Below are 17,860 nucleotides of genomic sequence, written 5' to 3' on the forward strand. Positions count from 1 at the left end.
AGACGCCCCGGCACCCGCGACAGCTCGGCCGCACCCACGCTCGCGGAGGTGCCGGCAGGCGGGACGTCGTCGGCCACGACACCCACCTCCTCCAGCGCCCGGTGAATTCCGGCGGCGCCGTCGTCCTGCTTGTTCTGACCTCGATTCTACGGCGGGCCACTGACATTCACCGGGCCGCCGCCGAGCATTGTGGACAAGGCCCTCGGAGGGCGGCCGGAGGTCGGGCGGACAGCTCGTCCGACTTTCTCGCGAGGGGCGCCCGAGGACGAGGTGAGTCGAATAGCGCCCGATCCCAGGCCTGCCGGCGGAACACCAGGAAGGGCCTCCCACAGCGCCGGCGCGCACCGGTCGAGGCGCCGGGTGATGCGGAAGACATCCGACCGCGCGACCCGGTGTGCGGCGACCGGCGCACCGCCGCATCAGCGCCCCTCGGCCCCACGAGCCCCGTCGGACCCCTCCGCCCCCAGGCCAGGTCAGCGGTCTGGCAAAGCGGCGAACGCCGCCTGGGTGCCGCGGTACCAGCCCAACGACTGCTTCGGGTGGCGCCAGCGGTTCTTCATCGCGTCGCGCGCCTCCTGGTGGGTCGCGTCGCCGGCCTTCTCCGCCTCCTTCAGGTGGCGGTCCTGGGCGTTGATGACGTCGTCGGCCGTCTCGCCGTGGTGCTCGAGGTCGCACGGTCCTCCGAGGTCGCGGCAGGTCATGGTCTTCATGGTCGTCTCCTGGCGGTGGTGGGTTGGTGCTGTGCTGTGCTGACGATCGGGACGGGTGCGGTGTGACCGGCTCAGCCGCGCGGGCGGTCGCCGTCGCGGCGCACGACCTGCGCGAGCACGTCCGGCTCCGCGCGGAAGGTGATGGCGCGCACCCGGCCGCCCTCGACGGTGAAGTCGAAGACGACCCGGGCCGCGCCGCGGTGGTACCAGGCGGCACCCGCCCGGTCGCCGACGAGGACCGGGAACGCCGAGTGGGCGCTGCCGTCGAAGAACGTGGCCACCGCGTCGCGACCCTCGATCCGTCGCGGGGTGCCGACCCGGACGGCGGCGTCGTCGGCGGTCACCACGGCGTCGGGGGCGAGCAGCCGGAGCAGCCGGTCGAAGTCGCCGTTGCGGGCCGCCGCCATGAAGGCGTCGACCACCTCCCAGTCGGCGAGGCGGTCCTCGGGACGGGGCTGGGTCACCTTGGCCCGGGCGCGCGAGGCCAGCTTGCGCGCCGCCGTCGGCGTGGTGTCCAGGACTGCCGCGATCGTCGGGAAGTCGAACCCGAAGCTGTCGTGGAGCACGAACGCGACCCGCTCGCCCGGGGAGAGCCGGTCCAGCACCACCTGCAGGGCGAGGCCGACGGTGTCGGCGAGCGCGACGTCGTCGGCCGGGTCGTCTGCGGTCCCCCGGGGCATGACCTCCTCGACGGGGACCGGGGTGCGCGAGCGCAGCCGGTCGAGGCACAGCCGGGTGACCACCGTCGTCAGCCAGGCGGGCAGGCTCTGGATCTCGGCGTCGGACCCGTGCAGCCGCAGCCAGGCCTGCTGCACGACGTCCTGGGCCTCGGCGTGGTCGCCGAGCACCCGGCCCGCCAGCGCCACCAGGCGCGGTCGCTCCGCCTCGAAGACGTCCGTCCGGTCCACGGTCGCTCCCCTCCTCTGCGCTGTCGGGTCACTCCACTGACGTGCGAGCCGGGCGAGGTGTGACCGCGAGGGTGCCGTCGCCCGCATCCTCGCGGCGACCCGTGCGGCTGTACACCGCGACCGCGCGCCGGCCGCCTGCCGTCGTCATTGACCCCCGCACGACCCCGGGAGGACCGTGGCAGTCCCGAGGATGGTGGGGGGCGACGGCCATGACCGACCGCGTGGCGCTGCGGTACATCGACCTGCTCAAGCGGTGCGTCACCAACCTGATCTACGAGGACCCGGGCATCCGCTACCCCTGGGACCACTCGAGCACGCAGATGTACGTGCCGTTCGAGCGGCAGCGGCGCGTCGAGGCCCGGGACTGGCCGAGCCAGGCGCACACGATGATCGGCGTCCGCCGGCTGGACCAGGTGGAGCGCTTCGTCACCGAGCTCGTCGCCGACGGCGTCCCGGGCGACCTCATCGAGACCGGTGTGTGGAGGGGCGGCTCGGTGATCTTCATGCGCGGGCTCCTGGAGGCGCTCCAGGTCCGCGACCGCGTCGTCTGGGCGGCCGACTCGTTCCAGGGGTTCCCCACCACGCCGGAGCAGGGCGTGACCGAGCGGTCGTGGACGTCGATGTCCGCGGAGCCGGAGCCCCAGGGCGAGGCCGTGATGACCGGAATCTCGCTCGACGACGTCCGGGGCAACTTCGAGCGCTACGGCCTGCTCGACGAGCAGGTCCGCTTCCTGCCCGGCTGGTTCCACCACACCCTCCCGGGCGCCCCGATCGAGCGGCTCGCGCTGCTGCGCCTCGACGGCGACCTCTACGACTCGACCCGGGACGCGCTCGAGGCGCTGTACCCCAAGGTCTCCCCCGGCGGCTACGTCATCGTCGACGACTACGACTTCACCGAGGAGTGCCGCGCCGCGGTCCACGACTACCTCGCCACCACGGACGAGGCCGTCACGCTGGTGACCGACGCCGAGGCCGCCTACTGGCGCAAGGAACGCTAGCGACCCCGCCGGACGGCCCGCCGCTCGCGCACGTCCCGGACGCCGTCCGGCGACCTACCCTGGCAGCATGCGCCGGAGCCGGCCGCGGTCCCCTCGAGACGTCGAGGCGGTCGACGTCCTCCTCGTCGAGGACGACGACGCGGACGAGCGCGTCGCCGCCGACCACGTCCGCGCCGTGCTGCACGAGCTCGCCGTCGAGTCGATGGCCTGGCGCGCGACCTGGCCCGGGGAGTCACGTCCCCTGCACGACGACGACGAGACCCCGGCGCCGCCGCGCCCCGGCTGGGCACGCCGGGTCGCCCTGCGGTACCGCCGCCGCGCGGTGACGGCAGCCGTCCTGGCCCTGGGCGTCGCCGCGACGACCGGGGTGGTCGACGCACGCCAGACCGCTGCGCGCGCCGCCGCGCTCGCCGCCACGCCCTCGGTCCTCGCCGACGCCGCGGCTCCCCCCGCCGAGGCCTGGCGCGTCCGCGGACGGGCGGCCACCGAGCACGACGACCGCCTGATGGTGACCGACGGCGCGTCGCTGCGGGCGGTCGACCCCGGGACGGGTGAGGTGACGTGGACGGCGTCCGCGGCGGCGGGTCGTGCGGCGTCGGCCGGCCGGTGCTTCGCCGTCGACGAGGGCCTCCGGCCGGGCCGGGCACCGCTCGGGGGCGACACCGGTCCGCGCGGCGTGGTGGCATGCGTCGCGGAGAGCACCGGGGATGCCGGGGATGCCGGCGGTGCCGGGGGGGCTGGGACTGGCGCGGACGCCGGGGGCGCTGCCGGCGCCGCGGAGGCGAGGACGACGCTCGTCGTGCTGGACTCCGCCACGGGTCGGACCCGGCACACGGTCACCACGGTCGGCGCGCTCCTGCTGGCCGAACCCGTCGGCCGCGACCTGCTGGTGGCCGCCGCAGAGGGCGGCCGGGTCCGGGTCACGCGCTGGGACGTCGCGACCGGCACGCCGCGGTGGGACGTCGTCAGCCCGGGACCCGTGGCGCCCGACGCGGGACCCGTGGCGCCTGACGGCGTCGCGCCCGTGGCGCAGCGGCGCCCCGACTCCGTCACCGTCGGGTCCTTCGCCGTCGACCTGTCGAGCGGCGAGGCACTCGACGCCGAGCGCGAGAGCCTGCAGCCGTACCCGTCCGAGGAGCACGCGCTCGCCGGCGGCGCGCGGGCGACGTGGTCCTGGCGCCCCGACGGCACGTCGGGCCGCGGGGTGGTGTCCGGCGGCCCGTCCGGGCGGTCCGTCGTCCTGCCCGGCCCGCCGGTGCGCCCGACGGTGACGGACGGCTCCGACGCCCGCGTCCTGGTCACCCGGTCCACCGGCGGGGACCGTCTCCGGGGGCTGGACCTGCACACCGGCCGGACGCGGTGGAGCCGGCTGTGGCCGGGGGCGTCGACGCTCCTCGCCACGGTCCAGGTGGAGGGCGTCATGCTGCTGGACGACGGCGCCGCCGTCACCGCGCTGGACGTCGGCACCGGCGACGTCCGGTGGCGCACGCCCGTGGATCCCGGGGCCGCCGGAGCGGCCGTGACCGACGGGGACGTCGTCGTGCTCCCCGTCCGGGCGTACGGCGGCGCGCTGCTGCTGGTGGCCAGCCGGATCGCGGACGGGACCGAGGTGTGGCGCACCCGAGCGCCCGCCGGCACGGTCTCCCTCCGGGTGGTGGACCACACCCTCGTGGCCGTGACCGCTGACGAGGTCGTCGGTCTGCGGTGAGCACGGGCGTGCGCTAGGTCAGGTGCCGCCGGACGGCGTCGAGGATGGCCGCCCACGGCAGCTCCCGGGCGTCGGCCGCCCGCGGTTCGGCCAGCGGCCACACGTCGTCGCCGCCGACCAGGTCGACGCCGGCGGTCCGCAGCCGTGCGAGGTGGTCGGCCCAGGCCGGGTGGCGGGCGTGCGCGGCGTTGACGCGGGGGAACACCACCATGGGCGCGTCCGTGCCGACGCTCTCGGTCAGGACCGTCATGGCCTGGTTGTCACCGAGGCCCAGGGCCAGCTTGGCGGTCGAGCCGGCCGTCAGCGGCGCGGCGACGTAGACGTCGATCGGCGGGTGCGGCCGCGGACGGCCCGGGAGCCGGGGCTGGTCGCGCACCGGCAGGCCGGTGGCCTCCTCCAGACGCCGGTGCTCCCCGATCTCGCGGAGCCACGCACCGGCGGTGGGCGTCAGCGTGATCGCGACCGTGTGCCCCTCCCGCAGCAGCGGCTCCACCAGGCCCTCGCGGATCGTCTCGACACCACCGGCGGCAGCCGCGACGAGCGCGACGGTGCTCATCGGTGCGCCCCCGCGCTGCTCGGCGGGCACGGTCGGACGTCGCTCCGGTGACAGGTCATGGGAGCCGAGTATGGCGCGACGTCCCACGCTCCTCGCGGCGGCTTAGCGGGCCCGGCGGGTCTGGCGGGCCCGGCGGGCCCGGCGCCGGTCAGTCGTCCCGACGCCGCGGCCGCACGCCGACCCGCCCACCGGCGACGGGAGCTGGTCCTGGGCCGCCGACGTCACCGGACGTCGTAGGTCAGGTGCGTCGCCGTCGACGTCGCGACCACGTCCCGCTGCACCAGCGTGCGCGGTGCCGCGCCGGTGAACAACGGCGTGCCGTCGCCCAGCACGACGGGCGCCAGGTGCAGCCGCAGGACGTCGACCAGTCCGGTGTCGAGCGCGGACCGGACGGTGGCGCCACCGCCCATGAGGACCACGTCGAGGTCCCGCCCCCGGACCGCGGACGCCGCCACCGCGCGGTCGCGGGCCGCGGCGACGGCGTCCGGGAGGCCGGTGGTGACGAACGTCCAGTCCAGGTCGGCGAGCCGCACCGACGGCGGCGGCGTGCTGGTGACCACGACGAACGCCGGCTTGCCGACCTCGCCGGCGCCGTAGCCGGTCTCGTCGTCCCAGCCGTGCGGCCCGTCGACCACGTCGAACAGGTGGCGGCCGAGGACCACCGCGCCCGAGATGCTCGTCGCCTCACGCAGCACGCGGCGGTCGTCCTCGTCGTCGGAGAACGCCCACAGGTGCAGCGCCTCGCCCCCGGTGCCCAGGCCGCTCTCGAGGCCGGGCTCCGGCCCGGTGACGAACCCGTCCAGGGAGACCGAGATGTCCGCGACGATGCGAGTCATGCCAGGGCGGACCCGGGTGCGCCGGCGAACTCATCGCCGCCTGGCCGCCCACCCGGGCCGACCACCCTGGCCGCCCACCCGAGCGGCGCACCCGGGCGACCGCGTGCGGGCGGCTCGTCAGGCGAACGGCACGCCGAGCACGTGCTCCCACGGACCCCCGCGGTACCGGAAGAGCCCCCAGCCGACCGCCTCGGCGTCGTACGGCACGAAGGTCGCCGCCAGCTGCCGGTGCAGGGCCCGCGCCGCCTCGGGCGTGACCTTGTTCTGCACCGTCACGTGCGGACGCCATCGCTGGGAGTCCTGCGCGGTCAGCCGACCGGCCCACCGTCGCGCCAGGCCGGCGCGCAGCGACTCCGCCTCCGGGGCGCTCAGGTCGAACGCGACCCCGCGCCCGAGCGAGCGCACCCCCGTGACCGCGACCGCGATGCTCGCGTCCGGCGCGGTTTCGCGCAGGTCGGCGACGAGCTCGTCCAGGTGCTCGCCCGGCAGCGCGTGGAACGCCGTGACGTGCGCGGACAGCAGGTTGCGCTCGGGCGGGAAGTGCGCCCGCCGCAGTCCGTCGAGCCGCTGCTGGGTCGCGTCGTCGAGCGTCAGCGCGAGGATCAGCGGCGCAGCGTCCGTCACCGGCTGGCCTCCCCCGATGGCTCGTCGACCGCGCGGTGCGGGCGTCGTCCGACCGTAGAGCCACGCCACGCCGTCGGCACTCCCGCCCGTGGACCGCGTTTGCTTCCGGACCGCTCCCTCCCCTACCGTCCGTCGCAGGTAAGCCTTACCTAAGGAAGCACGGCCAGCGGCCTCGATGCCCGGCCCGGACCCTCCCACTCGCACGCCCACAGACCGGAGCCCCCATGCCCGCACGCCGGACCACGTCCGCGTCCGCCGTCCTCCTCGCGACCGCCCTCGTCGTCAGCGCCTGCAGCGCCGGCGCGGCACCCGCCGTCGAGGGCGCCGCAGCGCCGGCGGAGGCCGCGGGCTTCCCCCTCACGATCGAGCACGCCTTCGGCTCCACCACGCTGCAGGGCCGGCCCGAGCGGGTCGCGACGGTCAACTGGGCCAACCACGAGGTCCCGCTCGCGCTCGGCGTCGTCCCGGTCGGCATGGCTGCCGCCAACTTCGGCGACGACGACGGCGACGGCCTGCTCCCCTGGGTGGAGGAGCGGCTGGCGGAGCTTGACGCCGAGACCCCGGTCCTGTTCGACGAGACCGACGGCATCGACTTCGAGGCGGTCTCGGACACCGACCCCGACGTCATCCTGGCCGCCTACTCCGGGCTGACCCAGGAGGACTACGACACCCTCAGCGAGATCGCCCCGGTCGTCGCCTACCCCGAGGCCGCGTGGTCGACGCCGTGGCGTGAGGTCATCGAGGTCAACGCCCGGGGCATGGGCATGGCGGAGGAGGGCGAGGAGCTGGTCGCGAGCATCGAGGGCGAGATCGCCGACGCCGTCGCGAGGTACCCGCAGCTCGAGGGCAGGTCGACGATGTTCCTCACCCACGTCGACCCGGCCGACCTCAGCGAGGTCAGCTTCTACACGACGCACGACACCCGGACGGCGTTCTTCGAGGACCTGGGCCTGGCGACGCCCGCGAGCGTGGCGGAGGCGTCGGCGGCGAACGACCAGTTCTCCGGCACGATCAGCGCCGAGCAGGTCGACACGTTCGCCGACGTCGACATCGTCGTCACCTACGGCGACGAGGAGCTCGTGGCCACGCTCGAGGGCGACCCGCTGCTCTCGCAGATGCCCGCGGTCGCAGCCGGCGCCGTGGTGTCGCTGCCCGGCACCAGCCCGCTCGGCACGGCGGCGAACCCGACGCCGCTGGCGATCTCCTGGGTCCTGGACGACTACCTCGCGCTGCTCGCGCAGGCCGCCGACGCGTCGTCGTGACCCCGGCTGCCACCTCCGGAGCCGGTGTGACAGCCGCCGGGACTGACGTCGTGCCGGGCGCGGCGACGGCCGCCGTGCCGGGTGCGGCAACGGCCGCCGTGCCGGGTGCGGTGCCGGTCGCCGTGCCGGTCGCGGCGCCGGTCGCCGTGCCGGGCGCCGTCCGGGGCGCCGTGCCCGGGGCGGCGCGGCGTCCCGGGACCCCGTCCACCGCGCCGGTGCGGCGTCGCAACCGGGTCCGCGCGCTGTGGCTGCTCGCGGTCCTCGCGGTGCTGCTGGTGCTGGTCGTGCTCTCCGTGACCGTCGGGTCCCGGTCGGTCGGCTGGGCGGACGTGCTCGCCGGCGTCCGGGGCGGCACCGACGGGCTCGGCGAGGCCGCCGTGGCGAAGCGGGTCCCCCGCACCGTCCTGGCGGTCGTCGTCGGCGCCGCCCTGGGCCTGTCCGGAGCGGTGATGCAGGGCGTCACCCGCAACCCGCTGGCCGACCCGGGGATCCTCGGCATCACCATGGGCGCGTCCCTGGCGGTGGTCACGGGGATCGCGTGGTTCGGGCTGGCCACGGCGACGGGATACGTGTGGGTCGCCATCCTCGGCGCGGCGGCCGCCGCCGTCCTCGTCCACACCATCGGGTCGCTCGGCCGCGGGGGTGGCACGCCGCTGAGGCTCGCGCTCGCCGGGGCGGCCACGTCGGCCGCACTGGCCTCCTTCGTCACCGCCGTCTCGCTGCCGCGCGGCGACATCGCCGCCACCGTCCGGTCGTGGCAGATCGGCGGGGTCGGCGGGGCGTCGTCCACCACGATCGAGCAGGCGCTGCCGTTCCTCGCCGTGGGGTTCGCCGTGAGCCTGCTGTGCGCCCGGAGCCTGAACTCGCTGGCGCTGGGGGACGACGTCGCCGCCGGGCTCGGCGAGCGCGTCGCCCTGGCACGCGGGGTCGCGGCGCTCGGTGCGGTGCTGCTCTGCGGCGCGGCCACCGCCCTCGCCGGGCCGGTCGGCTTCGTCGGGCTCGTCGTCCCGCACCTGTGCCGGCTCCTGGTCGGGGTCGATCACCGGTGGCTGCTGCCGTTCACCGCGCTGACCGGGGCGTGCCTCGTCGTGGGCGCCGACGTGGTCGGGCGCGTCGTGGCGCGACCGAGCGAGATCGACGTCGGCATCGTCACCGCGCTGATCGGGGCGCCGTTCTTCATCCACGTCGTCCGCCGGCAGAGGGTGCGCGCGCTGTGACCGTCGTCGAGAACCGCACCGATCCGGCGACCCTCGGGACCGCCGCGACGCCGGCGTCCCCGGCGTCCCCGGCGTCCGTCCGCCTGGTCGCGTCCGCACGCCGCCGGCACGCCTCCCGACGGCGCACGGCGGTCGTCGTCCTGGTCGTGCTCGTCCTGGCGACCTTCGCCGCCAGCCTCATGGTCGGCCGGACCTTCTACCCGCCGCTGGACGTGCTGCGCGTCGTCGCCGGACAGGACGTCGACGGCGCGACGTTCACCGTCGGCACGCTGCGGCTGCCGCGGGCGGTGCTCGCGGTGGCGACCGGCCTGTGCTTCGGGCTCGGCGGCGCCGCGTTCCAGACGCTGCTCCGCAACCCGCTGGCCAGCCCGGACATCATCGGCATCAGCGCGGGCGCCAGCGCTGCGGCGGCCTTCGCGATCGTCGTGCTGGGGCTCTCGGGCGGCGCGGTCTCCGCCGTGGCGATCGTCGCCGGCCTCGCCGTCGCCCTGGCGATCCACGGGCTGTCCGCCCGGGGCGGCAGCGCGGGCGCCCGCTTCGTGCTCGTCGGCATCGGCGTCGCCAAGATGCTCGAGAGCGTGACGCTGTACGTGCTGTCCCTGGCGGGCCAGTGGGACCTGCAGGAGGCGATGCGCTGGCTCACCGGCAGCCTCAACGGCAGCAGCTGGGAGGCCACGGTGCCCACCCTGGTCGCCCTCCTCGTGCTCGGCCCGGTCCTCCTGCTCCTGACCCGGCAGCTCGGCGCCCTGCAGCTCGGCGACGACACCGCCGCCGCGCTCGGCGTCCGGGTCGGCCGCAGCCGGCTGCTCGTCGTCGTCGCCGCGGTCGGGCTCATCGCGTTCGCCACGGCCGCGACCGGGCCGATCGCGTTCGTCGCCTTCCTCGCCGGCCCGATCGCCGCGCGCGTGGTCGGTCGGCGCGGCTCGGTGCTGCTGCCGGCGGCGCTGGTCGGGGCCCTGCTGGTCCTCGTCGCCGACCTGGTCGGCCAGTACGCCCTGGGCACCCGGTTCCCGGTGGGGGTCGTGACGGGTGTCCTGGGGGCGCCGTACCTGCTGTACCTCATCGTCCGTTCGCACCGCTCCGGAGACTCCCTGTGACGACCTCGCACACCCTGGCCGCCGAGGCGCTCACCGTCGGCTACGCGGACCGGAGCGTCCTCACGGACCTGTCCCTGGAGGTTCCGCCGGGCCGCATCACGGCGATCGTCGGGCCGAACGCCTGCGGCAAGTCGACGCTGCTGCGGTCGATGTCCCGCCTCCTGCCGCCCCGCTCGGGCAGCGTCCTGCTGGACGGCAGGGCGGTCCACCACCTGCCGGCCCGGGCGCTCGCACGCACGCTGGGGCTGCTCCCCCAGTCGCCGGTCGCTCCCGAGGGCATCACGGTCGCCGACGTCGTCGGGCGCGGCCGGCATCCGCACCAGGGCCTGTTCTCGCGATGGAGCCACGCCGACGACGTCGCCGTCGCGGAGGCCCTCGAGGCGACGGACACCGTCGACCTGGCCGACCGCGCGGTCGACGAGCTCTCCGGCGGGCAGCGCCAGCGGGCCTGGATCGCGATGGCCCTGGCGCAGCAGACCGACGTGCTGCTGCTGGACGAGCCGACGACCTTCCTCGACGTCAGCCACCAGGTCGAGGTGCTGGACCTGCTGACCGACCTCAACCAGGCGCGCGGCACGACCATCGTCATGGTGCTGCACGACCTCAACATGGCGGCGCGCTACGCCGACCACCTCATCGCGCTGGTCGACGGCCGCGTCCACGCCGCCGGCGACCCGGCCGCCGTGCTGACCGAGGAGACGGTCCGCGCCGTGTTCGGCCTGGAGAGCCGGGTCGTCGACGACCCCGTCTCCGGCCGGCCGCTCATGGTGCCCATCGGCCGGCACCACACCGGCGGGCCGGTCGGCGCCGCGACGCCCGCGGCGTCGAAGGGCTGACCGCGACCAGCGGTCGACCGGCCAGCGGTCGGCCGTCGACCGGCGAGGCGACGGCGGCGTCCCGCCACGAGCGCGGGCGGCCCCGTCGGGACGTACGGTCGGGGGGTCGTCGTCGGCGCGCGTGCGCCGGCCCCCGAGCCAGGAGGACGCCGTGACCGAGAGCCCCGCCACCCTGCCCGACGGTCCGCACCCGCAGGGCACCGGCATCCGCGAGGACGGACCGACGCTCACGGGCCTGCCCGACGACGCCCCGGACGAGCTGCGCGCCACCCTCTCCGGTGGCGACCTCGGGCACATCCCCACCGCTGCCGAGGCCCAGGTCGAGGCCGAGGCGGCGGAGCGCGACAGCTAGCCGGCCGCGGGTCCGTCCGGGTGCTGACCGGACGGCGCCTCCCCGGGCGCCGGCGGCCGGGGGCGCTGCGGGCGGTGCTGCGGTGGTGGTGGCGCGACGATGTAGCCGTCCTCCACGCTGCCGTAGACCCGGAGCGAGCCGGGACGGTGGTGCCACAGCCACGCGAGGTGGGCGCAGACGATCGCGTCGAGCTCGTCCTCGACGCGGTCGAGGTCGCCCGGACGCGGCGCCGCGATCGTCCGGGTCAGCTCGGGCCACCGAGCCGACTCCGCCAGGCGCAGCTCGGGGACGGACTCGAGGAGCTGCACGAACAGGCGGAACCCCGGGGCGCGTCCGCGCGCGTCGCCCTTCTTGTAGTCGAGCCGGTACGGCAGCCGGAACAGACCGACGATCGCGGGGTGCGGGTAGACCTCCAGGCACACGGCGACGTCGCCGCCCGTGGCCGTTCGTGGGTCCACCGCCCAGCCGAAGCGCCCGGCCAGGCGCAGCGCGCGGGTCACGTCCCCCAACCGGGCACGGTTGGAGGTGTGGGCCGACGCCCCGAAGCCGCCGAACGTCTGCCCGATCAGGCGCTCGGCCACCCGCTGCCCGGTGTCGTTGGGGACGATCAGCGGGGCGTCCACGGCGGCCACCACGACCCGCCCGCGCTGGGCGGACAGCCAGTCGGCGATCTCGTCGTCGCTCGTCACGCGGCCGGACGCGGTCAGTTGGCCGGTGTCGTCGACCGCGGCGACCCCGGTCGCGCCGGTGGACCAGCCGAGGTCGAGGCCGACGAAGAGCGCCGCGTCCGCCGTGCCGTCACCGGTCATCCGCGTATTCTCCCCAGGCTGCTGCCCGAGCGTCGGCCGACCCGCCTGCACCGTCGTGCCGAGGGTGGACGAGGACGCCGGCGAGGTCGGCGGGCACGACCGTCGGCGTGCGCTGCGGCCCTGGGGTGGCTCAGGGCTGCAGGCGGACCATGGTCGAGTCGTACCCGCCGCCCCCCGGGTACTGCCACGCGCCGACCATGACCGTGTCGCCGTCGGCGAAGGTGCCCGAGAACGAGGCCGGTGACCCCTTCTCGCCCATCCAGATGTGGAGGGTGTCGCCGTCGATCTCGTACACGTAGTCCAGGGTGGCGCCCGTGGAGTCGTAGTAGCGCGAGTGCACGTCGACGCTGGGCCCCTGCCCGTAGGACCGCAGGTGGCCGATGACCTCCAGGCCGCGGATCGGCTCGCCGTCCTGCTCCAGGTCGAGGTGCTGGAGCAGGAAGTACCCGCCGTCCATCCACTCGTACCGCACCGTCCCGGCGGCCCCGCCGGTGACCCGCCAGGTGCCCACGAGCCGGCCGAGCGCCCGGACCGACGCGCTCGGCCCGGGCGGGGCCTGCAGGGTCGAGCCGTTCGCCGTGCCCTCGGTCGTGTCGTCGCTCATCGTCAGGCTCCTCTCGGTGTGTCCCGCTGCTGGTCTCCCCGTGGTCGACCCGTCCGGACCCTGGTTCTCACCGGCCACACGCCCCCCGCTGCCCGGACGCCGGTCAGCGCGAGGCCACCCCGTCGAGCCGCAGGGTCGACGACTCGTCACGATGGCTGCCGGTGGAGCCCACGTGCTTCTCGGGGACCGTCGGCCCGTTCTTCAGCACCCCGACGAGCGCCATCGCGTGGCCGCGCCCGACCCCGTGCTCCTGCTGGAGCCACTCGACGACGACCGTGGCCTTCGTGCTCGGTCCGTACCCCCGGTCCGCAGCCTCGTCCAGCAGCTGCTGGGGCGTCCTGCCCGTCTTCGCCTCGATCGCGTCGAGGTACGCCTGGTACGACATGGTCGGTCTCCCCTCGTGGAGCTGGTCGTGCCTGCGGCACGTCGCTGCAATGACTTGCCCACCGCGCGAACCTCATCGCCCGGGCCGTCGCCGCCCGCACGGGACAGGAGACCACGGTGCCGGCGCCCGGGTCCTTGACCGCCCTCCACCGGCCCGGACAGGGTGAGCGGTCGATGCCGACGCGGGAGGTGACGGTGACGACGAGCACGACGAGGACGGACCTCACGAGGACGGTCGACTCGTACCGTGCCCGACGCGGCGAGATCCGGCTCGTCGAGGTCCCGCCCCTGCGGTACCTCGCGGTCGATGGCCACGGGGACCCCAACAGCGCCCCCGAGTACGCGACGGCGCTCGGGGTGCTCTACCCGGTCGCGTACGCGCTGAAGTTCGCCAGCAGAGACCGGCTCGGCCGGGACTACGTCGTCCCCCCGCTCGAAGGTCTCTGGTCGGCCGAGGACCTGACCGCGTTCACCACGAGGCGTGACAAGTCGGCCTGGGACTGGACGATGATGCTGATGACGCCGGGCTGGCTGACCGACGAGCACGTCGCCGCGGCCCGGGCGGCGGTGGTCGCCAGGAAGCCGGCGCTGCCCGTGCAGCTCGTCCGGGTCGACCTGCTCGACGAGGGCCTGTGCGCCCAGACGCTGCGCGTCGGCTCGTTCGAGGACGAGGGCCCGGTCCTGGCCGACCTCCACCACCGGTTCGTCCCCGAGCACGGCCTGGAGCTGACCGGACGGCACCACGAGATCTACCTCAGCGACCCGCGTCGCACCGCGCCGGACCGGCTCCGGACGATCCTGCGTCAGCCGGTGCGACGGGCGCACGAGGGGTCCTGAGGTCGCCGCGGACGACCGACGGGCACGCCGTCGACGTCCCGTGACGCCGCCCCGGGCGGTCGCGTGGAGCGCGTCGGCGCGACGACCGCCACGGTGCGGCCCGCACCGTGCGGTCAGTTGAGCGCCGGCGTGTCCGGCGGGATGACGCCGCCGTCGTAGAGGTCGGTCGCCAGGTCCCGCAGCGCCCGCAGGGCGACGCGCTGGGTGAGCGGACCGTAGGAGATCCGCGCGACGCCGAGCGCCTCGTACTCGGCGGCGGGCAGGGCGCCGGGCAGCCCGATGACGGAGAGCCGGCCGCGACCGAGTCCCTCGACGAGCCGTTCGACCACGGACCGCTCCACCGCCCCGGGAACGAAGACGAGCGCCGCGCCCTCGTCGAGGAAGGCGCGCCCGCGGGCGACGGCGTCCGCCACCTTCTCGTCCATCGGACGGTCGCCCCCGCGGACGAGGGCGTCGGTCCGCGCGTTCAGCTGGAACGCGACCCCCTCGGCCTCCGCCGCCGCGGTGATCGCCCGGACGCGCGCGACCGACTCGTCCACCGGCCGCAGGCGGTCCTCGACGTTCGCGCCGACGACGCCCAGGCCGATGGCGCGGCGGATGGTCTCGGCCGGGTCGTCGTAGCCGTCGTCGAGGTCCGCCGTGACCGGCAGGTCCACCGCGTCGACGACCGTGCGCACCGCGGCGAGCGCGACGTCGAGCGGCATGCCGCCGTCCGGGTAGCCGAGGCTCGCCGCGATGGAGTGGCCGGCCGTGGCGACGGCGCGCGTGCCGGGCAGGTCCGCGACGACCTTCGCGCTGACGGCGTCCCACACGTTGACCACGCGCAGGATCTCGGGCGCCTCGTGCAGCGCCTTCAGCGTCAGCGCCTTGTCGTTCGTCGTCATCCCCGGTGCTCCTCCTCGTCGGCGTCCACGCCGGACGCGTGCGCGCCCATCCTGGTGCAGATCCGGGCCCGGGGCGACGCGTCCGGTGCTCGCCCGGCCGGGGGTCGCGGTGCCATCCTCGTCGGCGTGCCGACCGATCCCCCCGTCCTGACGGTGCCCGACGTCGCCGCCTGGCGCGGGTGGCTGGCCGAGCACGTCGACGACCAGCGGGGGGTCTGGCTCGTGCTGGCCAAGAAGGGCACGACCGAGCCCACGAGCCTGGTTTACGCCGACGCGCTCGAGGAGGCGCTGTGCCAGGGCTGGATCGACGGTCAGGTGCAGTCCGTCGACGCGGGCACGTACCGGCAGCGCTTCACGCCACGGCGCGCCCGCAGCCTGTGGTCGCGTCGCAACGTCGGGCTCGTGGAGCGACTGACGCTCGAGGGACGCATGCAGCCGGCCGGGCTGGCCGAGGTGGAGCGGGCCCGGAAGGACGGCCGGTGGGAGGCCGCGTACGCGGGATCGGCGACGATCGAGGTGCCCGACGACCTCACCGCCGCCCTGGCCGCTCACCCCGACGCCCGGGCGCGGTTCGACACCCTCTCCCGGCAGAGCCGGTACACGATCCTCTTCGGCGTCACGACGGCGCGGCGTCCGGCGACCCGGGCGCGGCGCATCGAGCAGGCCGTGGCGATGCTCGCGGACGGGCGGCCGACCCCCTCGCAGTCGACCGTGGCGCCCGACGCGGAGGGGTGACGGGCCCGGTAGCGTCGCACCGTGCAGCGCTCCAGCGACCGGTTCGTCGAGGTCGAGCTCGTCGAGGACGACGCGGACGACGAGGTGACGGACCCCGGCCGGGCGCAGGACGAGGGTCGCGCGCCGCGGTGGACGATGCCGCACCTGCCCCGCGAGTTCTGGGCGACCGTGGTCGTGGCCCTCGCGGTGGGCGCGAGCGGGGTCGCCGTCGGGCGCCTCGGGGTCGAGCGGATGCGGTCGGCCGAGCTGGCAGGGGTGGACGGGCTGAGCGCGTCCCTGGCCGAGCCGCTGCGCGAGGCGTGGCGTGCCCCCGGCACCGGGCTCGTGACCACGACGGACGACGTCGTCGTGCACTGGTCCGCCGACACCGGCGGGGTGGTGGCGACCGACCTCGACGACGGCGCCACCCGCTACAGCGTGCCCGGCTCGTGCCGGCTGGTGCCGACGGACGGGGACGGAGCGCCACCGTTCGTCTCGGTCCGGCTGGCCTACCGGGCCGGTCCGCAGGACGCCCTGCTGTGCCTGGACGACGACGGGGCCGGTGGGGGGCCGTTCGACGCCCGGGAGACCACCGCCCGCGTCGTCGACCTCGCCACCGGCGAGACCCGTCAGACCTTCGCGATGCTCGCGGGCGGCAGCTGGATCGTCGTCGCCGGCGACGTGGTGAGCGTCGGACTGGACCACGACGGCCGGGCGGTGGCCGGCCGCTGGTCGCTGACGACCGGCGAGCGGCGGTGGGCGTACCAGGGCACCGAGGTCGCCCCGAGGCCGTCGGACGGCAGCGGGTTCACCACGAGCGAGCGGACGATCGGTCTGGAGGTCGGCGGCCTCTCCGTGACGCTGGACCTGGAGACCGGTGCCGAGACGGAGCCCGACGTGCTCGACGACGACGACATCGAGGCGATGTCCCAGCGCGTCGACCTGCCCGACGGCAGGTCCCTGGAGTACCACCTCGCCCTGTCCGGCGGCGTCCGCACGACCGTGCACCCGCCCGGCGGCGGGGAGCCGGTCACCGTCGACGGGTTCGTGCTCGCCCCGAGCGTCGACGACGGCTCGGTGCCCGACGCCGTCACCGTGCAGGACTTCGACACCCGCGGCGGGACACCCGAGCTGAGCCTGGTCGACCTGGCCACCGGCGAGCCCCGCTGGACCGTGACCGACGTGCACGGCACGGGCGGCGTCCTCTCCGGCGTCGTCCTGATGGCCGGACCGGAACGGATCACCGCGTTCGACGCGGGCACCGGCGAGCTCCGGTGGGAGTCCCCGGTCGACGACCTGTCGTTCACCGGCTCCGACCTCGTCACCGACGGCCGCCGCGTCCTGGTGCTCGAGCGGAAGGGCGCCGACGTGGAGCTGGTCGCGCGCGACGTGCGGACCGGTGAGCGGGAGTGGGCGAGTCAGGTGCCGACCCCCGGCGCCGCGCTGGTCCCGCTGCCGGACGGCACGGTGCTCGCCGTGGGGTCGTCCGAGCTCGTGGCGCTGCGTCCCTAGGGACGTGCCCGCGGAGCCGCGCCCCCGGTGCTCCGCCCGCGGGTCGAGGCTCGGCAGCGGGGCCGTCGGGCCCCTCGCCGCCCCTCACCACAGGATCTTGACGACATCCCGCCAGTCGGACTCGGCCCGGCCCAGGGCCGTGCCACGCCACGCCCGGTACTTCGCGCCCGTGCGGCGGACCGTCCCGAGCGTCTGGCCCGCCCGGCCCAGGAGCGTCCACGTCCCCTCGCCGTCGGCGCGCAGCACGTACAGCCCGGGCTGCGCCCGGAAGGCGACCCAGCCCCCCTCCGGCGGCAGATCCACCTGCGAGAGCCCTGGCACCCTGACGTCCGACATGCGTCGACGCTAGGGCGGCGCCCGGACGAGTCGGGACCCCGACAATCGGACTACGACCGGGAACTCTCCCGCTCCTCCGGGTCACCCCGCGTGCAGCGAGGCGTCGGCAGTCGTGGTCGCCACGCGGGTGAACCGCACCCGCAGGCCGGCCCGGGTCGGTGCGCAGCAGAACGGTCCGGCCAGCAGGTCCGCGCCGGGGTCGAGCGGGGACACGCGCACCAGCCGCCACGGGGAGCCCGCGGCGCGGGCCCGGACCGTGAGCGCGTCCCCGCTGCGGCTGGCCCGCACGGTGACCTCCCGGCCGGCCCAGTCCGGCACCGGCCCGACCGACCAGTCGGAGTGCTCGCGGGTCACCACGGCGCCCACCTGGGGCTCACCGTCGCTGACCTCCACGCCGGCCTTGGTCCAGGTCCGCTCGTCCTGGCGCACGAGCACGCCGGCCTGGTCGAACTGCTCGCCGTAGTCGAGCACGAAGGTGACCTCCACGGCGGTGCCCTCGGCGAACGGCGCCAGCAGGGCATGGCCGGAGTCGTGCGTGAAGCCGTAGGCGGTCGTCCGCCAGAAGTCGCTGCCCTCCGCCGCGGTGACCACGAGGCCGTCGCCGGTCCGCTCCACCTGCACGGGCGGGTTCAGCCAGGCGGCGGCACCCGGCGCGCCCGGCCAGGAGGGGTCGTCG

The 17,860-nt window shown here is 75.8% G+C and carries 21 protein-coding genes; 10 read left to right on the top strand and 11 right to left on the bottom strand.

The genetic code is table 11. From position 1 onward, the window contains the following. Positions 1–473: 473 nt before the first annotated feature. The gene (locus tag CAE01nite_RS06675; protein WP_146901839.1) at positions 474–710 is read right to left on the bottom strand and encodes a DUF1059 domain-containing protein; all 237 of its coding nucleotides are present in this window, start codon (positions 708–710) and stop codon (positions 474–476) included. A gap of 71 nt (positions 711–781) precedes the next feature. Beyond that, positions 782–1,618 (bottom strand): sigma-70 family RNA polymerase sigma factor, encoded by an 837-nt coding sequence (locus CAE01nite_RS06680; RefSeq protein ID WP_246131050.1) that lies wholly within the window; start codon positions 1,616–1,618, stop codon positions 782–784. A 209-nt stretch (positions 1,619–1,827) separates the two neighbouring features. Between CAE01nite_RS06680 and CAE01nite_RS06685 the strand changes: the two genes are divergently transcribed. Both CAE01nite_RS06685 and CAE01nite_RS06690 read left to right on the top strand, forming a co-directional pair. Next, positions 1,828–2,616, top strand: a complete 789-nt coding sequence (locus CAE01nite_RS06685) for a TylF/MycF/NovP-related O-methyltransferase (protein WP_146901845.1) — start codon at positions 1,828–1,830, stop codon at positions 2,614–2,616. 67 nt (positions 2,617–2,683) lie between these two features. After that, positions 2,684–4,324, top strand: a complete 1,641-nt coding sequence (locus CAE01nite_RS06690) for an outer membrane protein assembly factor BamB family protein (protein ID WP_146901848.1) — start codon at positions 2,684–2,686, stop codon at positions 4,322–4,324. 13 nt (positions 4,325–4,337) lie between these two features. On the opposite strand, the gene CAE01nite_RS06695 is transcribed toward CAE01nite_RS06690, so the two are convergent. The 3 genes from CAE01nite_RS06695 to CAE01nite_RS06705 all read right to left on the bottom strand — a co-directional run bounded on the left by CAE01nite_RS06695 (position 4,338) and on the right by CAE01nite_RS06705 (position 6,340). Continuing rightward, entirely contained in the window at positions 4,338–4,880 is a 543-nt protein-coding gene (locus CAE01nite_RS06695) for a flavoprotein (RefSeq protein WP_146901851.1), read from the bottom strand. A gap of 221 nt (positions 4,881–5,101) precedes the next feature. After that, positions 5,102–5,716 carry a dihydrofolate reductase family protein gene (locus tag CAE01nite_RS06700; RefSeq protein WP_146901854.1) on the bottom strand — a complete coding sequence of 205 codons (615 nt, stop codon included), beginning with the start codon at positions 5,714–5,716 and terminating at the stop codon, positions 5,102–5,104. A gap of 117 nt (positions 5,717–5,833) precedes the next feature. Then, on the bottom strand, positions 5,834–6,340 hold the full coding sequence (locus CAE01nite_RS06705) for a 2'-5' RNA ligase family protein (protein ID WP_146901857.1): 507 nt from the start codon (positions 6,338–6,340) through the stop codon (positions 5,834–5,836). A 224-nt stretch (positions 6,341–6,564) separates the two neighbouring features. Between CAE01nite_RS06705 and CAE01nite_RS06710 the strand changes: the two genes are divergently transcribed. The 5 genes from CAE01nite_RS06710 to CAE01nite_RS06730 all read left to right on the top strand — a co-directional run bounded on the left by CAE01nite_RS06710 (position 6,565) and on the right by CAE01nite_RS06730 (position 11,104). Beyond that, positions 6,565–7,602 carry an iron-siderophore ABC transporter substrate-binding protein gene (locus tag CAE01nite_RS06710; protein WP_146901860.1) on the top strand — a complete coding sequence of 346 codons (1,038 nt, stop codon included), beginning with the start codon at positions 6,565–6,567 and terminating at the stop codon, positions 7,600–7,602. Positions 7,603–7,772: 170 nt separating this feature from the next. Beyond that, entirely contained in the window at positions 7,773–8,819 is a 1,047-nt protein-coding gene (locus CAE01nite_RS06715; RefSeq protein WP_146902004.1) for a FecCD family ABC transporter permease, read from the top strand. After that, positions 8,816–9,916: a FecCD family ABC transporter permease gene (locus CAE01nite_RS06720; protein ID WP_146901863.1), complete on the top strand. Its 1,101-nt coding sequence runs from the start codon at positions 8,816–8,818 to the stop codon at positions 9,914–9,916. The genes CAE01nite_RS06715 and CAE01nite_RS06720 overlap by 4 nt, the downstream gene beginning before the upstream one ends. Further along, positions 9,913–10,752 carry an ABC transporter ATP-binding protein gene (locus CAE01nite_RS06725; RefSeq protein ID WP_146901866.1) on the top strand — a complete coding sequence of 280 codons (840 nt, stop codon included), beginning with the start codon at positions 9,913–9,915 and terminating at the stop codon, positions 10,750–10,752. The genes CAE01nite_RS06720 and CAE01nite_RS06725 overlap by 4 nt, the downstream gene beginning before the upstream one ends. A gap of 151 nt (positions 10,753–10,903) precedes the next feature. Continuing rightward, positions 10,904–11,104 carry a hypothetical protein gene (locus CAE01nite_RS06730; protein ID WP_146901869.1) on the top strand — a complete coding sequence of 67 codons (201 nt, stop codon included), beginning with the start codon at positions 10,904–10,906 and terminating at the stop codon, positions 11,102–11,104. On the opposite strand, the gene CAE01nite_RS06735 is transcribed toward CAE01nite_RS06730, so the two are convergent. From CAE01nite_RS06735 to CAE01nite_RS06745, 3 genes are all read right to left on the bottom strand, one after another. Further along, entirely contained in the window at positions 11,101–11,913 is an 813-nt protein-coding gene (locus CAE01nite_RS06735) for a DUF429 domain-containing protein (RefSeq protein ID WP_146901872.1), read from the bottom strand. The two genes, CAE01nite_RS06730 and CAE01nite_RS06735, sit on opposite strands and share 4 nt — an antisense overlap. Before the next feature lie 130 nt (positions 11,914–12,043). Then, positions 12,044–12,517 carry a hypothetical protein gene (locus tag CAE01nite_RS06740; RefSeq protein WP_146901875.1) on the bottom strand — a complete coding sequence of 158 codons (474 nt, stop codon included), beginning with the start codon at positions 12,515–12,517 and terminating at the stop codon, positions 12,044–12,046. A 103-nt stretch (positions 12,518–12,620) separates the two neighbouring features. Then, positions 12,621–12,902: a DUF4287 domain-containing protein gene (locus tag CAE01nite_RS06745; RefSeq protein WP_146901878.1), complete on the bottom strand. Its 282-nt coding sequence runs from the start codon at positions 12,900–12,902 to the stop codon at positions 12,621–12,623. Between the two features lie 173 nt (positions 12,903–13,075). Here CAE01nite_RS06745 and CAE01nite_RS06750 point away from each other — a divergent pair, with 173 nt between their 5' ends. Then, positions 13,076–13,738, top strand: a complete 663-nt coding sequence (locus CAE01nite_RS06750) for a GyrI-like domain-containing protein (protein WP_146901881.1) — start codon at positions 13,076–13,078, stop codon at positions 13,736–13,738. Positions 13,739–13,851: 113 nt separating this feature from the next. Here the strand turns inward: CAE01nite_RS06750 and CAE01nite_RS06755 are convergent, their stop codons facing one another. After that, on the bottom strand, positions 13,852–14,622 hold the full coding sequence (locus CAE01nite_RS06755) for an isocitrate lyase/PEP mutase family protein (RefSeq protein ID WP_146901884.1): 771 nt from the start codon (positions 14,620–14,622) through the stop codon (positions 13,852–13,854). A 126-nt stretch (positions 14,623–14,748) separates the two neighbouring features. Between CAE01nite_RS06755 and CAE01nite_RS06760 the strand changes: the two genes are divergently transcribed. Together CAE01nite_RS06760 and CAE01nite_RS06765 are read left to right on the top strand one after the other, a co-directional pair. Beyond that, a complete protein-coding gene (locus CAE01nite_RS06760) occupies positions 14,749–15,357 on the top strand; it encodes a YdeI/OmpD-associated family protein (RefSeq protein ID WP_146901887.1) in 609 nt (202 codons plus the stop codon). 21 nt (positions 15,358–15,378) lie between these two features. Next, the gene (locus CAE01nite_RS06765; RefSeq protein ID WP_146901890.1) at positions 15,379–16,848 is read left to right on the top strand and encodes an outer membrane protein assembly factor BamB family protein; all 1,470 of its coding nucleotides are present in this window, start codon (positions 15,379–15,381) and stop codon (positions 16,846–16,848) included. Between the two features lie 84 nt (positions 16,849–16,932). On the opposite strand, the gene CAE01nite_RS06770 is transcribed toward CAE01nite_RS06765, so the two are convergent. Together CAE01nite_RS06770 and CAE01nite_RS06775 are read right to left on the bottom strand one after the other, a co-directional pair. Further along, positions 16,933–17,184 (bottom strand): hypothetical protein, encoded by a 252-nt coding sequence (locus CAE01nite_RS06770; protein WP_146901893.1) that lies wholly within the window; start codon positions 17,182–17,184, stop codon positions 16,933–16,935. A gap of 81 nt (positions 17,185–17,265) precedes the next feature. Then, positions 17,266–17,817 carry a DUF1349 domain-containing protein gene (locus tag CAE01nite_RS06775; protein WP_222595848.1) on the bottom strand — a complete coding sequence of 184 codons (552 nt, stop codon included), beginning with the start codon at positions 17,815–17,817 and terminating at the stop codon, positions 17,266–17,268. Positions 17,818–17,860 lie beyond the last annotated feature (43 nt).

Origin of the sequence: Cellulomonas aerilata (assembly GCF_007991755.1) — a bacterium.
GTDB classification, from domain to species: domain Bacteria; phylum Actinomycetota; class Actinomycetes; order Actinomycetales; family Cellulomonadaceae; genus Pengzhenrongella; species Pengzhenrongella aerilata.